This window comes from Aequorivita sp. CIP111184, from assembly GCF_900489465.1.
Classification (GTDB): Bacteria; Bacteroidota; Bacteroidia; order Flavobacteriales; family Flavobacteriaceae; genus Aequorivita.
This window is the reverse complement of sequence record NZ_UEFQ01000013.1, coordinates 739336-754474: the sequence shown is the minus strand read 5'-3', so window position 1 is coordinate 754474 and position 15139 is coordinate 739336. Positions and strand designations below refer to the sequence as shown.

The 15139-nt window shown below is 37.9% G+C and carries 10 protein-coding genes; 7 read left to right on the top strand and 3 right to left on the bottom strand.

The window, feature by feature from the left end; genetic code table 11:
• Positions 1-56 precede the first annotated feature (56 nt).
• Complete coding sequence (locus tag AEQU1_RS03535; RefSeq protein ID WP_181566698.1) at positions 57-200, top strand: hypothetical protein; 144 nt, start codon at positions 57-59, stop codon at positions 198-200.
• Between the two features lie 73 nt (positions 201-273).
• Here AEQU1_RS03535 and odhB read toward each other — a convergent pair whose 3' ends face one another.
• The 3 genes from odhB to AEQU1_RS03520 form a co-directional block, all read right to left on the bottom strand.
• Positions 274-1521, bottom strand: a complete 1248-nt coding sequence (gene odhB / locus AEQU1_RS03530; protein ID WP_111878804.1) for a 2-oxoglutarate dehydrogenase complex dihydrolipoyllysine-residue succinyltransferase — start codon at positions 1519-1521, stop codon at positions 274-276.
• Positions 1522-1604: 83 nt separating this feature from the next.
• Positions 1605-4376, bottom strand: a complete 2772-nt coding sequence (locus AEQU1_RS03525; RefSeq protein ID WP_111878803.1) for a 2-oxoglutarate dehydrogenase E1 component — start codon at positions 4374-4376, stop codon at positions 1605-1607.
• A 154-nt stretch (positions 4377-4530) separates the two neighbouring features.
• Positions 4531-5505, bottom strand: coding sequence for a polyprenyl synthetase family protein (locus AEQU1_RS03520; protein WP_111878801.1), 975 nt, complete (start codon positions 5503-5505; stop codon positions 4531-4533).
• 153 nt (positions 5506-5658) lie between these two features.
• On the opposite strand from AEQU1_RS03520, the gene AEQU1_RS03515 reads away from it, so the two are divergent.
• The 6 genes from AEQU1_RS03515 (at position 5659) to aspS (ending at position 15112) form a co-directional block, all read left to right on the top strand.
• A complete protein-coding gene (locus tag AEQU1_RS03515) occupies positions 5659-6270 on the top strand; it encodes a TetR/AcrR family transcriptional regulator (protein ID WP_111878799.1) in 612 nt (203 codons plus the stop codon).
• Positions 6263-7642, top strand: coding sequence for a TolC family protein (locus AEQU1_RS03510; protein WP_111878798.1), 1380 nt, complete (start codon positions 6263-6265; stop codon positions 7640-7642). The genes AEQU1_RS03515 and AEQU1_RS03510 overlap by 8 nt, the downstream gene beginning before the upstream one ends.
• Before the next feature lie 57 nt (positions 7643-7699).
• On the top strand, positions 7700-8860 hold the full coding sequence (locus tag AEQU1_RS03505) for an efflux RND transporter periplasmic adaptor subunit (protein ID WP_111878796.1): 1161 nt from the start codon (positions 7700-7702) through the stop codon (positions 8858-8860).
• Between the two features lie 15 nt (positions 8861-8875).
• A complete protein-coding gene (locus AEQU1_RS03500) occupies positions 8876-12373 on the top strand; it encodes an efflux RND transporter permease subunit (RefSeq protein ID WP_111878795.1) in 3498 nt (1165 codons plus the stop codon).
• Positions 12374-12460: 87 nt separating this feature from the next.
• Positions 12461-13153: a T9SS type A sorting domain-containing protein gene (locus AEQU1_RS03495; RefSeq protein ID WP_111878793.1), complete on the top strand. Its 693-nt coding sequence runs from the start codon at positions 12461-12463 to the stop codon at positions 13151-13153.
• A 204-nt stretch (positions 13154-13357) separates the two neighbouring features.
• Entirely contained in the window at positions 13358-15112 is a 1755-nt protein-coding gene (gene aspS / locus AEQU1_RS03490) for an aspartate--tRNA ligase (protein WP_111878792.1), read from the top strand.
• Positions 15113-15139 lie beyond the last annotated feature (27 nt).

Genomic DNA, 15139 nt, shown 5'->3' with positions numbered 1-15139 from the left:
AAATTTACGTGTTACCACGTATTTTATATTTCTATAAAAAGACTGATATTTACAATATGAAAGATTCAGTCTTTATAGAAGATCAAGAAAAAGAGTATGCTACTTCGGCAACCACAAAAAAACCAATGGTTGTTGTTCTTATCATTTCGGTCATTTTAATAATTTCACTGAATCTAATTAATACAATTATTTTTTATTAAGAAGATATTAAGCTAACTAACCAAAAAAATCCGGCCATTGGCCGGATTTTTTATTTCAATAAATTAATAGAATTTATAATTCCAAGGCTCGTTTTACATTGTTATCCATTAAAAGCTCTTCAGGACTTTCCAAAGCTTCTTTGATGGCAACCAAAAATCCAACCGATTCTTTGCCGTCAATAATTCTGTGATCATAAGAAAGCGCTACATACATTACTGGCGCTACTACAATTCCACCATCGCGAACTATAGCTCGGTCTACAATATTGTGCATTCCTAAAATTGCAGACTGCGGTGGATTAATAATTGGTGTGGAAAGCATGCTTCCAAAAACACCCCCGTTAGAGATCGTGAATGTACCACCCGTCATTTCATCAACTGTAATCTGCCCATCGCGTGCTCTAATTGCAAGTCGTTTCACTTCATCTTCTACACCTCTAAAACTTAGATTTTCTGCATTTCTAATAACGGGAACCATTAATCCTTTTGGTCCCGAAACAGCAATGGAAATATCTTTAAAATCATAGGTAATCATATAATCTCCATCAATCATAGAGTTTACGTCTGGATAAAGTTCCAGTGCGCGAACCACTGCTAATGTGAAAAATGACATAAAACCAAGTCCTACTCCATGTTTTTCTTTGAACTGTTCTTTATATTGGTTTCTCAAATCATAAATAGCGGTCATATCCACTTCGTTGAAAGTGGTGAGCATTGCAGTTTCATTTTTTGCTGAAACTAGACGCTCCGCTACTTTTCGGCGAAGCATAGAAAGTTTTTTGCGTTCGCTACCTCGGCTCCCAGTTCCCGGCGTTCCCATAGAAGGAGTTGCATTTGAAGCATCCTCTTTAGTAATCCTACCATCGCGGCCACTGCCTTTTATGTCTTTTGAAGACATTCCTTTTTCATCAAGAATTTTCTTGGCTGCTGGAGAAGGTGAGCCTGTGGCATATGTTTTTTTATCCTGCTCTTGATTAGGAGTAGAAGATTTTGAAGGGGTTTGTGTTTTGGCATCCGCCTTTTTGGGTGTATTTTCTTTTGGCTCTTCCTTTTTATCTGAAGAATCATCTCCACCAGGTTTTTTGGCATCAGTATCAATAATGCAAACAACATCTCCAACGGCAACCGTATCTCCTTCTTCAGCTTTCAAAGTAATGATACCACTGGCTTCGGCAGGAAGCTCTAGGGTTGCTTTATCGCTATCCACCTCAGCAATTGCTTGATCTTTTTCAACATAATCGCCATCTTTTACTAGCCAAGATGCTATTTCAACTTCGGTGATGGACTCTCCCGGAGAGGGGACTTTCATTTCTAATGCCATAGTATTGTTATTTAATATAAACCCAAGTTTACAATTCTTTAAATTTAATTTCTTTTTGTCTTTCTTAAAAATTTTTAGAAAAACTAATCCATATTTTTATCGAAAACGCTTTCAATAACTTTAGCGTGTCGCGCTTTTGATCTTACGGAGCTACCAGCTGCAGGCGCTGCATACATTTTTCTGCTGCAAACCCTAAAATTTCTGGCTTCCTCAAAATGCATCATAATATGTGAATAGGCACCCATATTTTTAGGCTCTTCCTGTGCCCAGACCACATCGTCTGCATTTTTATATTTTTTAATTGTTTTTTTCATTATATCCGTTGGTAATGGAAACAGTTGCTCCACACGAACCAACGCTACATCATCTCTTTTTAATTCTTCTCTTTTCTCTAGCAAATCATAATAGAATTTTCCAGTTACAAAAACCAAGGTTTTCACTTTTGCAACTTTCACTTCAGCATCGTCAATTACCATTTGGAAACTTCCGTTTGCAAATTCTTCTTTAGTGGAAACTACTTTTGGATGGCGCAACAAACTCTTCGGCGTAAATACAATTAACGGCTTGCGATAATTCACTTTTAATTGTCTTCTAAAAAGGTGAAAAAGATTCGCTGGTGTTGTTACATCTGCCACAAACATATTATCTGTTGCGCAAAGTTGAAGGTAACGTTCCATTCTAGCCGAAGAATGCTCAGCTCCCTGCCCTTCATACCCATGAGGTAAGAGCATTATTAAACCATTCTGCAACTTCCATTTATCTTCTGCTGCTGAAATATATTGATCTATCATTATCTGCGCCCCATTGCTAAAATCGCCAAACTGTGCTTCCCAAATTGTAAGTGTATTGGGGCTTGCCATAGCATAACCATAGTCAAAACCAACAACACCATATTCCGAAAGTAATGAGTTGTAAATATAAAAATCACCTTGATCGCCTTTCAAATTGTTTAAAAGCACAACTTCTTCTTCGCTATCCTCTACTTTTATAACTGCGTGGCGGTGCGAAAAAGTTCCGCGCTCCACATCTTGTCCGCTCATTCGCACATCGTGACCTTCTTTTAAAAGGGTTCCGTATGCAAGTAATTCGCCCATAGCCCAATCAAGCTTGTTATCTTCAAAATACATTGTGTGTCTTGCTTCAACAAGTTTGGCTATTTTCTTTAAGAATTTTTTATCTTCTGGTAATTTCGTGATTACTTCAGCAATTTCATCAAGCTCTTTTAGGTCAAACTTCGTGTCGACCGTTTCCATCATTTTATCCTCTTCTGCATATTCATACCCTTCCCACTCATCTTGCATAAATGGGGTAATCGTGGTTTTATCTTCTTTTCTGGAGTTTTCTAAACTTTCCTCCAACTTATTTTTATATTCCTGCTCAAGTTTATCGGTATACCCTTTTTCGATTACGCCTTGCGCAATCAGCTCTTCTGCATAAATGTCGCGAGTATTATCATGTTTGGAGATTGCCTTGTAAAGTTTTGGTTGTGTAAACCTAGGTTCATCACCTTCATTGTGTCCATATTTTCTATAACCCAATAAATCGATAAAAACGTCGCGACCAAATTCCATTCTAAAATCTAAAGCAAAAAGCATAGCGTGAACCACAGCCTCAACATCATCTGCATTTACGTGAAGTATGGGTGAAAGGGTGACTTTTCCAACATCTGTACAATAAATTGAAGAGCGTGCGTCTAAATAATTAGTTGTAAAACCGATTTGGTTATTTACTACAATATGAATTGTTCCCTGCGTTTTGTATCCATCCAACTGTGCCATTTGCACAATTTCATAAACAATACCTTGGCCAGCAATTGCTGCATCACCATGAACTATTATTGGCAAAACTTTGTTGGGATTATCTTTATGGTGATCGTCCTGTTTTGCTCGGGCTATTCCTTCAACCACTGCACCAACGGTTTCTAAATGTGAAGGATTGGGGGCTATATTTAAATTTATTTCTTTACCTGATTCTGTTTTTCGTTTTGAAGTCCAACCCAAGTGATACTTTACATCGCCATCAAAAATATCTTGCGCATAATCCTTTCCGTCAAATTCGCTAAAAATATCTTTTGCACTCTTTCCGAAGATATTCGTCAATGTGCTCAAACGACCGCGGTGTGCCATTCCCATCACAAAATCTTCTACGCCTCTTTCGGCTGCATTTTCAATTAAAGCATCCAAAGCAGGAATCAAACTTTCGCCACCTTCAAGTGAAAATCGTTTTTGACCTACATATTTTGTGTGAAGAAAACTCTCAAAAGCCACAGCTTCATTAAGTTTTTTAAGAATATGTTTTTTATGTTCTTTTGAAAATTTTGGCTGATTGTCATTAACGTTCAGCTTATTTTGAATCCATTGAATCTCATTTGGCTTGCGGATATACATATATTCAATCCCAATAGAATCGCAATAAATGCTTTCAAGGTGTTTTATAATTTCTTCAAGTGTAGTCTCGCCAATACCTATAATCTCGCCGGCTTTAAAAGTAGTTTTAAGATCGTGCTGAGAAAGGCCAAAATTCTCCAAAGCGAGTGTTGGCGTATATTTTCTTCGTTCGCGAACGGGATTGGTCTTGGTGAAAAGATGACCACGTGTTCTATAATCATCAATTAATCTCACCACCTGAAATTCTTTCACAACATCCTCACAATTCGCTCCTTCGGCGTACTGAGGTATTTCTGCAGTTTCCGTAGTGCCGAAAAATTCTTGGGCACTATTCTCAGAGCCAAAGTCAAATCCTTGGAAAAAAGCTCTCCAACTGGGTTCAACGCTATCTGGGTATTGTAAATATTTTTCGTAAAGTTCCGCGATGTATGATGGGTGAACCGCGTTTAAGAAGGAAAATTTATCCATGGTAAATGTACAAATGGGTCTTTTTGATAAAACGGTACAAAAATACAATAATTACATTAACTAGCTGACCGGTTTGTTTATATTTATATGACCCACACTCTTAAAATATTCATAAATACATTCAACGCTAAAATCTGAAATTACCTATCCATTTTTAAACATTTCGCTGCATTAAGCTATTTCCGAACTGGTGTAACATTTCTTTTTTTTCTTCAGAAATATGTATGGTTTCCAAAAGGGAATAAGCGTGATTGCTATATTTTTCAATCTCATCGCGTGTGGCTTCTGCAGCACCGGAGGTTAAGAAGATTTCTCTAACTGTTGAAATTTTATCAGTGGGGTCTTTCGGATTGATGCTGAAAAGATGCTCCAATTCTTCAGCCTGTACTGAAGATCCCTGCCCAACTGCCATCAAATAAAGAAAGGTCTTTTTATTCGAAATAATATCACCCCCCACTTGTTTTCCAAATGTTTGGGGGTTACCGAAAACATCTAAATAATCATCTTGCAACTGAAAAGCGATACCCAGATTTCTTCCAAATTGATATATTTTGTCTTTATCATTTTCAGAAGCTTCCGCCACAATAGCACCCATTTTCATTGCTGCTCCAACCAAAACTGCGGTTTTATGATCTATCATTTTTATGTATTCTACCAAGGTTACGTCATCACGCGTTTCAAAATCCATGTCGTGCTGCTGCCCCTCACAAACCTGGAGTGCGGTTTGGCTGAAAAGTTTTGCAAGTTCCTGAAACATTTTTGGTTCGTAGTTTTCAAAAAACTGGTATGCCAAAATCAACATCGCATCACCAGAAAGGATGGCGGTACTTACATCCCATTTTTCGTGAACTGTTTTTTGACCCCTACGCAGTGGCGCATTATCCATTATATCGTCATGAATAAGCGAAAAATTATGGAATAATTCTACAGCAAGCGCGGCATGTATGGATTTTTTAAAATCAGTTCCAAAAAAATCACAAACCATTAATGTAAGTATAGGCCGTAACCTTTTACCTCCCAACGAAAGAATATATTTTATAGGGTCGTAAAGTTGGTGCGGTTCTTTTTGGGCAACAGCATTATCGAGATATTCCTGAAGCACGTTGTTGTATTTATTCAAAAAATCCATTGTTAAAAATTTTGGCTAAAGTAAAACAAGCAAAGCAAAACCGCACAATTTAAGAACAAAAATAGGTGTGTTGTTAATGCCGTGTTAAAAAAATAAAACTTCGGAAACTTTTTTTGTTTTAATAGTTTCCCAGACATATCTTTGCGCTCTATTATGAAAGAAAAAATTATTCAAAAATCTACTGATCTTTTTTTAAAGCTTGGCTTCAAAAGTGTTACGATGGATGATATTGCCAATGAAATGGCCATTTCAAAAAAAACTATTTATACACATTTCAAGAATAAAACAGCTTTGGTTAAAGAATGTACCCATAATATTCTACATAACATTACTGCTGGAATTGATGAAATCTGTTCTCATGAGCAAAACCCTATTGAGGAGTTATTTGAAATAAAGAAGTTTGTCATGGGCACAATTGAGGCTGAACAATCTTCGCCACAATATCAGCTTCAAAAGTATTATCCAGAAATATTCGAGGGTATTAAAGAAAGTCATTTTGAAAAAATGATGGAATGTACCCACACCAATCTACGCAGAGGGATTAAAAACGGAGTTTACCGAAGCAACTTAGATATAGATTTTATTGCAAGACTTTATTTTTTAGGAATTCACGGTATAAAAGACCAAAAGCTATTTCCAATTGAAAAGTTTTCAACGGAGTTTCTTACAGAGGAATATCTTGAATATCATATACGTGGAATTGTAACACCTGAAGGTTTCTTAACACTAACAAAATTCATTAAAGAGCACCAAACCAATGACTAACAAAATTTTAGTATTCAGCTTCCTATTGTTTACTGCCCTGAGTTTTTCTCAGCAAAAGAATAATTACACTTTCAGTTTGGAAGAGGCCGTAACTTTTGCTCTTGACAGCAATTATACTTCCATAAACGCACAGCGAGATATAGCCAAAGCCATCAAACAAAAGTGGGAAACCACCGCGCAAGGCCTTCCGCAGATAGATGGAAGTATATCTTATAACAACAATTTAAAACAACCTGTATCGCTTATTCCCGCAGAGTTTGGCGGCGGTGAGCCCGGCACTTTTGTACCTATTACTTTCGGCACAAAACAAAATGCAAATGCGGTTGCAACCTTAAATCAATTAATTTTTGACGGAAGTTACCTCGTAGGTATTAAGGCTGCAAAAGCATTTTTAAGATATTCCGAAAATGCCAACGAAAAAACACGTTTGGAGGTCAGAAAAGGTGTAATTAATGCTTATGGCAGTGTTCTGCTGGCACAGGAACTAGTAGCTATTTTTGAAAAAAACAAAACTAACCTTGAGAAAAATCTCAACGAAACCCGAAAAATTTACGAAAACGGTTTGGGGGAAGAAGAAAGTGTAGAACAACTTGAAATCACTTTTTTGGACATTGAAACCCAACTAAACAATGCCCGTAGAAGTCAGGCTATCGCCAAGCAGATGTTCAATCTTGCCTTGGGTATTGATGTGGAAGCGCCCGTAACATTGACCGATAACCTAGATCAATTGGCCAATCAAAATATAAGCCTTTCGCTTTTAGATTCGTCAATAAAAATTGAAGATAACGTAGATTATAAAATCGCCTTTAACCTTACGGAGCAGCGCTATTTTGAAAATAGGCTGGAAAAGAGCAAATTTCTCCCAAGTCTTTCGGCTTTTATAAATTACGGAACCTCAGCGAACAGTGAGGATTTTAGCTTTTTTAATGGGGATCAAATATGGTATCAATCTTCTGTTTTTGGGGTTAGTTTGAATGTTCCTATTTTTAGTAGCGGTATGAGAAGCGCAGCTGCACAACGCACTAAAATTGCGTTAGACCAAGCAAAGACAGATTTAGACCAAACCAAGCAACAAATAAAACTTGACCTAACAACAGCACAAAGCAATTATCAGTTCGCGATAGAAAATTATGAAAATTCAAAGAAAAACCTTGCTTTAGCTGAGCGTATTGAAAACAAGAATCAAATAAAATTCACGGAAGGCCTTTCAACAAGTTTTGACTTACGGCAAGCCCAAACGCAATTATATTCAGCACAACAGCAATTTTTTCAATCCATGCTTAATGTAATCAATGAAAAAGCGAATCTTGAAACTGTACTTAACATTCCACAGTTGCGTATCAATTACGAAGAAATTAAAGGCAAATACTAAAACCTCTCTTAAACCCATCAACTAATAAACTAATCGACTTTTTAAATAAAATCAACAATGAAAAAATCAATTCTAATATTAATAACGCTAATCACCCTCGCTTCCTGCGGTGGCGATAATAAATCGGTTGATGCGATAATTGGATCCAAAGACATGGCCGCTGTAAAAGCTAAGCGTACTGACTTAAACGAACAACAAAGAGTGCTTAAGGCAGAAATAGATAAGCTAAATGAATACATAGATCAAAACGAAAAGAAAGAACGGCCTGCTTTAGTTACTGCTGAAGTAATTAAAGACAGCGTTTTTAATCACTATGTTGAAGTGCAGGGAAATGTAGAAACAGATCAAAACGTAGTATTAAATGCGGAATATTCTGGAGTACTCACAAATGTTTATGTGAAAGAAGGCCAACGCGTTTCTAAAGGGCAGCGACTTGCCAAAATAGACGATGGTGGAATGGGAAGCCAAGTGGCGCAACAAGAGGCACAACTGGCACTTGCCAAAACTACATTTGAGCGTCAGGAAAAACTTTGGGACCAAAAAATAGGTTCGGAAATTCAATTTCTTCAAGCTAAAACCAATTATGAAGCTGCTAAAAACGCTACTCAGCAAATGCGTACACAATTGGGAAAAACAGTAATCACAGCTCCTTTTAGCGGAGTGGTTGATGAAATTATTTCTGATCCGGGACAAGTTGTAATTCCGGGGCAAACACAAATAATTCGATTAGTAAACCTGAGCAATATGTACGTAAAAGCGTCTATACCGGAGACTTATATTAAAAACATAAAGAAAGGAACCCAAGTAAAAGTGAATCTTGCTTCCATAAATGAAGATTTCACTGGAACGGTTCGCCAAGTGAGCAATTATATCAACCCAAATAACAGAAGTTTTGATATACAAGTTGAAATTCCGAACAAAGACGGGCTTGTAAAACCAAACCTTATTGCAACCGTAAAAGTAAATGACTATAGCGCAGATGCAGCTATAACTGTGCCTGAAAATATACTTATGGAAAACGCAGAAGGTGAAACTATCGCTTTTCTCTACCAACCAGTGAATGATTCAACTGGAGTTGCAAAACGCGTACTTCTTGTAACTGGACTATCCTATCAAAACCATACAGAAGTAAAATCTGGCCTAAAAAAAGGAGATACAATTATTATTGAAGGAGCCAAAACCCTTCGCGACGGTCAAAAAGTAACTATCAAAAACTAAGAAACCCTTTGCACCATGAGCAAAAACCCGTATAAAGAATTTAGTATTTCATCTTGGGCCATTGACAATAAAATGACGGTCTATGTAGTAATGGCAATCATCCTCTTTTTGGGTGCTTACGCTTACTACAGTATGCCGCGCGAGGCTTTTCCAGAAATTATTGAAACCAAAATCTACGTAAGTTCCGTAAACCCTGGAAACTCTGCCGAAGATGTTGAAAAATTTATCACAGAACCTTTAGAGGAAGAATTTAAGGACATTGCAGGCGTGAAGGAAATCACCTCCACTACCCTTCAGGATTACTCTATTATCATTGTGGAATTTGAAGAAAGCGTAGAAATTCCCGTAGCAAAACAGTTGGTAAAAGATAAAGTTGATCAAGTAAAATCTGAAACTACTTGGCCCACTTTAACTAATGGCGGCAAAGTAGAACCCAACGTTTTCAATTTAAATTTTTCTGAAGAAGTTCCCATATTAAACATCAATCTTACGGGAGACTATCCCGTTCAGCAGTTGAAGGATTATGCCGAATATCTTCAGGACAAAATTGAATTGCTCCCGCAAATTAAAGAAGCTACCGTAAGAGGCGCCGAAGGAAAGGAGGTTGAAATAGCGGTAGACATTTATAAAATGACCGCTTCGCAGGTAAGTTTTGATAATATCATAAATGCTGTGAAAGGAGAGAATAACACCATTTCTGGTGGAAATATCATCACCAACGGCGTTCAAAAAAACATCCGTATAACTGGTGAAATTGAAGATCCAAAAGAACTGGAAAACGTAGTAGTTAAAAAAGACGACGGGATTATTTTCCTCAAAGACATAGCTGATATAAAATTTAAGGAAAAAGACGCTACCACCTATGCCCGAGAATACGGCAAGCCTGTAGTGATGCTTGACATAAAAAAACGTGCCGGTAAAAACATGATTGAAGCCGTAGAGCAGATTAAAAAAATCGTGTCCGAAGAAGAGGAAAATTATCTACCGCCAGGCTTACACGTTAGTTTAACCAATGATCAATCCATCAAAACAGAAAATCAGGTAAATGATTTGGTAAACAATATCATTTTTGGGGTTCTTTTGGTTGTATTGGTTTTGATGTTTTTCTTAGGTTTCAGAAATGCGTTATTTGTAGGTTTCGCCATTCCGCTTTCTATGTTAATGTCGTTGTTTATACTTTCATCATTAGGCTTTACGCTAAACACAATGGTGCTTTTCGGGCTTGTTATGGGACTGGGAATGTTAGTGGATAACGGTATTGTAGTGGTTGAGAACGTGTATACTTTAATGAGTGAAGGCATGCCACCCCGAAAAGCTGCGAAACAAGGAATGGGCGAAATAGCATGGCCCATCATTGCTTCTACTGCAACTACATTGGCGGCTTTTTTTCCACTTGGGCTTTGGCCGGGAACCATTGGTAAGTTTATGATTTATTTCCCAATAACGCTCTCGGTGGTACTTTCATCATCGCTTTTTGTAGCCTTGGTTATCAACTCTATGCTTACTTCAGAATTTATGAAAACTGAAGAAGAACCAATGACAAAAAAGAAACTCATCCGCTGGAGTATGATTCTATTGGGTGTGGGTATTTTACTTTTAGTCGCTGGTTTTGCTATGGATGTAGCGGCTTTTCGTGGTTTTGGAAACTTGGCCATTCTAACCGCTATTATGCTTTGGGTTTACAAATATTTCTTGGCAGGAGCCGTGGATTATTTTCAGTATAAATCCCTTAAAAAACTAGAGAATTATTACGAAAACACATTAAAATATGCTTTGCGGGGAAGAAAGGCCTATGTGTTTTTCTTCGGAACAATTATTATTTTGATTCTGTCTTTCGTTTTAGTGGGAATTGTACAACCAAAAGTGCTTTTCTTTCCCGAAAACCAGCCCAACCAGATTATAACATACATAGAATATCCACAGGGAACTGACATTGAAAAAACAAACGAACTTACAAAACAAGTAGAGCAACGCGTTTTTGATGCTATCGAGAAATACAATGACAACGGCTACAATTATATGGTAGAGTCTGCTATTTCGCAAGTAGGTCAAGGTGCCGGAAACCCGCAGACTGACGGAGGCCAAAGCAACGAAATGCCGCAAAAGGGAAAAATAACTCTTTCTATGCGCGACTTCCAACTTCGCCGTGGTGTGAAAAGTAGTACTGTTTTAGAAGAAGTACGTGAATCTGTAAAAGGTTTCCCCGGCGCCTCTATTATTGTTGAAAAAGATGCTGCTGGCCCACCTGTTGGCTATCCTATTAATATTGAATTGAGCGGTGAAAATTATGAAGAGATGCTTCGCGAAGCAGAAAACTTACGCTCTTATATTGAAGGATTGGGCATCAGCGGTATTGAGGAACTGAAAATAGATGTAAACAAAAGCAAACCTGAAATGGATGTAACCGTAGACCGACAAAAAGCTGGTCAATTGGGAATATCTACAGGGCAGATTGGCCAAACATTGCGCCGTGCAATTTTTGGGGAAGAAGCTTCTACGTATAAAGAAGGCGACGATGATTACGAGATAAACGTACGCCTATCAGACAAATCCCGTTATGATGAAAGCGCGCTTTTCAACCAGCCAATTACCTTCAGAAACAATCAAGGGAAAATTGTACAGGTTCCAATTTCTGCGATGGTTACGAAGAACAATACAGCTTCTTTCAGCGCTATTAAAAGAAAAGATTTAAAGAGAACCATTACCGTTTATTCTAACGTAATTGGTGGCTACAACGCTACCGAGATTGTAAATGACCTAAAGACCGAATTGCAGAGTTACGAACTTCCAAAGGATATAAACCTTGCCTTCACGGGTGAACAGGAAGAACAGGCAGACAATATGGGTTTCCTATTAATGGCGTTGTTTTATGCCCTAGGTGGTATTTTGCTGATACTCGTGGCGCAGTTCAACTCGCTTTCCAAACCGGTGATTATTCTAACTTCGGTGGTTCTCAGTTTAGCAGGTGTATTCCTTGGATTGGTGGTTTTCCATATGGATTTCGTGATTATTATGACGATGATGGGTATTATTTCGCTGGCAGGTATTGTTGTTAATAACGCCATCGTACTCATAGATTACACTCAGATTTTAATAGATCGAAAAATGAGCGACCTAGAAATGGATGATGATGATATGCTCACTAAGAAGCAGTATTTTGACATAATAGTTGCTGGCGGTAAATCGCGTTTGCGCCCTGTATTGCTTACCGCAATTACAACTGTGCTTGGGCTTGTACCTTTGGCAATAGGTTTCAACATAGATTTCTTTGGGCTATTTACAGATTATAGTCCAAATATCTACATTGGCGGTGATAACGTTATTTTCTGGGGGCCGCTGGCGTGGACGGTAATCTTCGGATTGATTTTCGCCACGTTCCTAACCTTGATTGTGGTACCTGTAATGTTCTATTTGGTGAACCGCGCCAAGATTAAGTTTAGAAAAAAACGCAGACTCAAGGAATTGAAAAAATTGAAGGCGAATCAAGCTATGTATAATGAGCGTATTGGCTAACTAATAAGTAAATACTTCTCTTAAAAATTCCTTTGCGGCATTACTGTTCAAAGGGGTTTTTTTGTACTTTGTTGTAAAGTTTTAAATTTGAAACAACTATACATTCTTCTCGCCATCCTCACCTTTCAAACAAGCGTTGCGCAAAACCCGCAGCTTTTTGAATATACGTGGTATTTATATTCAATGCAGCCTACAGATTTAGATCCCGTTTATATGGTTTCAGAAATAGAACCGCCAATTAATCCATACCTTGTTATTAATGAAAATCTTGAATTTTATGGAGAAGGGGCCTGTAATTCGTTTAATGGTCTATATGAAGCTGGACAGAATTTTCTTACAATCTTAAATTTTACCGAAACTGGCGAAGATTGTGGAATTCCCGAACACAATTCATTTGAAGATGGTTACTTTTATGTCATAATGGAAATGTCATACTCCATAACCCAAGATGGATCAGGGTATGTTTTGACAACAAACACTGCTCTTTTGGGAAACGCCGTTTTTAAAAGCTACCCCCTTTCCGCTTCAGACTTTCAAAAAAATAAATTCCAACTTTACCCAAATCCTGCAAAAGACAAATTATTTCTAAGCACCACGAGTCCCGTAGAAAATCTAAAAATCAAGATCTTCAACATAGAAGGCAAACTTTTAAGCAATCAAACTTTAGCGCTCGAAAAGCAAACCGCCATAGACGTTTCCAATCTATCAAGCGGTATGTATTTTCTAAATATTGAAGATGAAAATGGGAATACGGTTACTAAAAAATTTCTAAAAGAATAATACCAATCAAAAGCAAACACAAAGTTTATTAATCTGCAAGTATTCTGATGCTTGCAGATTTTTTATTTATAAAACTATGTGAATTCGGAACAACAAATAATAATCCCTTCAAAACCATAACTATTCATTAATTACTTATTAAATTTGCACCCTTAATAAAATTTAGGTTTAATTCAAAAGATTCCCGCCTTCGCGGGAAATATTATGTACAGAACGCACAACAACGGCCAGCTTCGCGCGGCAGATATCAATAAAGAAGTAACCCTTGCAGGCTGGGTACAAAAAACCCGCGACAAAGGCTTTATGGTTTGGGTAGACCTTCGCGACCGCTACGGTATCACCCAGCTTATTTTTGACGAAGAAAGAACTTCAAAAGAAGTAATTGAAAAAGCCGCAAAATTGGGTCGTGAATTTGTGATCCAAGTAAAAGGAACCGTTATTGAGCGCGAATCGAAGAATCCAAATATGCCCACGGGCGATGTAGAAATTTTGGTTTCTGAATTAAACATTTTAAACGAATCACTTACTCCACCCTTCACCATAGAAGACGAAACAGACGGCGGCGAGGATTTGCGAATGAAATATCGTTATCTAGACATCCGCAGAAAACCCGTTCGTGAAAACCTTATTTTCCGTTCAAAAGTTGCGATGGCGGTTCGCAATTATCTTTCAAATGAAGGATTTATTGAAGTGGAAACTCCTTATTTAATAAAATCAACTCCAGAAGGCGCACGCGATTTCGTAGTGCCTTCACGGATGAATGAAGGTCAGTTTTATGCGCTTCCGCAGTCACCCCAAACCTTTAAGCAATTGCTAATGGTTGGAGGTTTAGACAAATATTTTCAAATAGTAAAATGCTTTCGCGATGAAGATTTGCGTGCAGACCGCCAGCCGGAATTCACACAAATTGACTGCGAAATGGCTTTCGTAGAGCAAGAAGATATTTTGAAGGCTTTTGAAGGTCTGACCAAACATTTATTGAAAGAAATTAACGGCATTGAGATTTCCGAATTCCCAAGAATGACTTATGATGAAGCAATGGAAAAGTACGGAAACGATAAACCGGACATCCGTTTCGGAATGGAGTTTGGCGAATTAAACGCGGTTGCCCAACACAAAGATTTTGGTGTTTTTAACCAAGCTGAGTTGGTTGTTGGAATTGCAGTTCCTGGCGGAAATGCATTCACCAGAAAAGAAATAGACAATTTAATCGATTGGTTAAAACGTCCACAAATCGGGGCGATGGGAATGGTTTACGTTCGTTGCAACGAGGATGGAACCTATAAATCTTCCGTAGATAAGTTTTACAATCAAGAAGATTTGGCAAAGTGGGCAGAAGCAACCGGTGCAAAAACTGGCGACTTAATCTGCGTACTTTCGGGAGCAAAAAATAAAGCGAGAACACAGTTAAGTGCATTACGTATGCATTTAGCAGAACAACTCGGGTTAAGAAAAAATACAGAATTCGCTCCCCTTTGGGTTGTGGATTTCCCGCTATTGGAATGGGATGAGGAAACAAACCGATATCACGCTATGCATCACCCGTTCACCTCCCCAAAACCTGGTCAGCTTGAACTTTTAGATACCAATCCCGGCGATGTAAAAGCAAATGCTTACGACCTTGTTTTAAATGGAAATGAAATAGGTGGTGGTTCAATACGTATTCACGATAAAAAAACACAGGCACTGATGTTTGATTATTTAGGCTTTACACCTGAAGAAGCAAAAGCACAGTTTGGTTTTTTGATGGACGCCTTCCAATATGGAGCGCCACCACACGGCGGTATTGCTTTTGGATTGGATAGATTGGTAGCCATTTTGGGTGGACAGGAAACCATCCGCGATTTTATTGCCTTCCCAAAAAACAACTCAGGCCGCGATGTAATGATTGACGCCCCAGCAACCATAGACCAAAAGCAACTGGAAGAACTTCATTTAAAGGTTGAACTAAAATCATAATAAAAAATCCTGCACTTGCAGGATTTT

What these genes read in the sequence shown, in the direction of transcription:
- AEQU1_RS03535 (WP_181566698.1), top strand. Translation starts at nt 57, where the DNA reads ATGAAAGATTCAGTCTTTATAGAAGATCAAGAAAAAGAGTATGCTACT.
- odhB (WP_111878804.1), bottom strand. Translation starts at nt 1,521, where the DNA reads ATGGCATTAGAAATGAAAGTCCCCTCTCCGGGAGAGTCCATCACCGAA.
- AEQU1_RS03525 (WP_111878803.1), bottom strand. Translation starts at nt 4,376, where the DNA reads ATGGATAAATTTTCCTTCTTAAACGCGGTTCACCCATCATACATCGCG.
- AEQU1_RS03520 (WP_111878801.1), bottom strand. Translation starts at nt 5,505, where the DNA reads ATGGATTTTTTGAATAAATACAACAACGTGCTTCAGGAATATCTCGAT.
- AEQU1_RS03515 (WP_111878799.1), top strand. Translation starts at nt 5,659, where the DNA reads ATGAAAGAAAAAATTATTCAAAAATCTACTGATCTTTTTTTAAAGCTT.
- AEQU1_RS03510 (WP_111878798.1), top strand. Translation starts at nt 6,263, where the DNA reads ATGACTAACAAAATTTTAGTATTCAGCTTCCTATTGTTTACTGCCCTG.
- AEQU1_RS03505 (WP_111878796.1), top strand. Translation starts at nt 7,700, where the DNA reads ATGAAAAAATCAATTCTAATATTAATAACGCTAATCACCCTCGCTTCC.
- AEQU1_RS03500 (WP_111878795.1), top strand. Translation starts at nt 8,876, where the DNA reads ATGAGCAAAAACCCGTATAAAGAATTTAGTATTTCATCTTGGGCCATT.
- aspS (WP_111878792.1), top strand. Translation starts at nt 13,358, where the DNA reads ATGTACAGAACGCACAACAACGGCCAGCTTCGCGCGGCAGATATCAAT.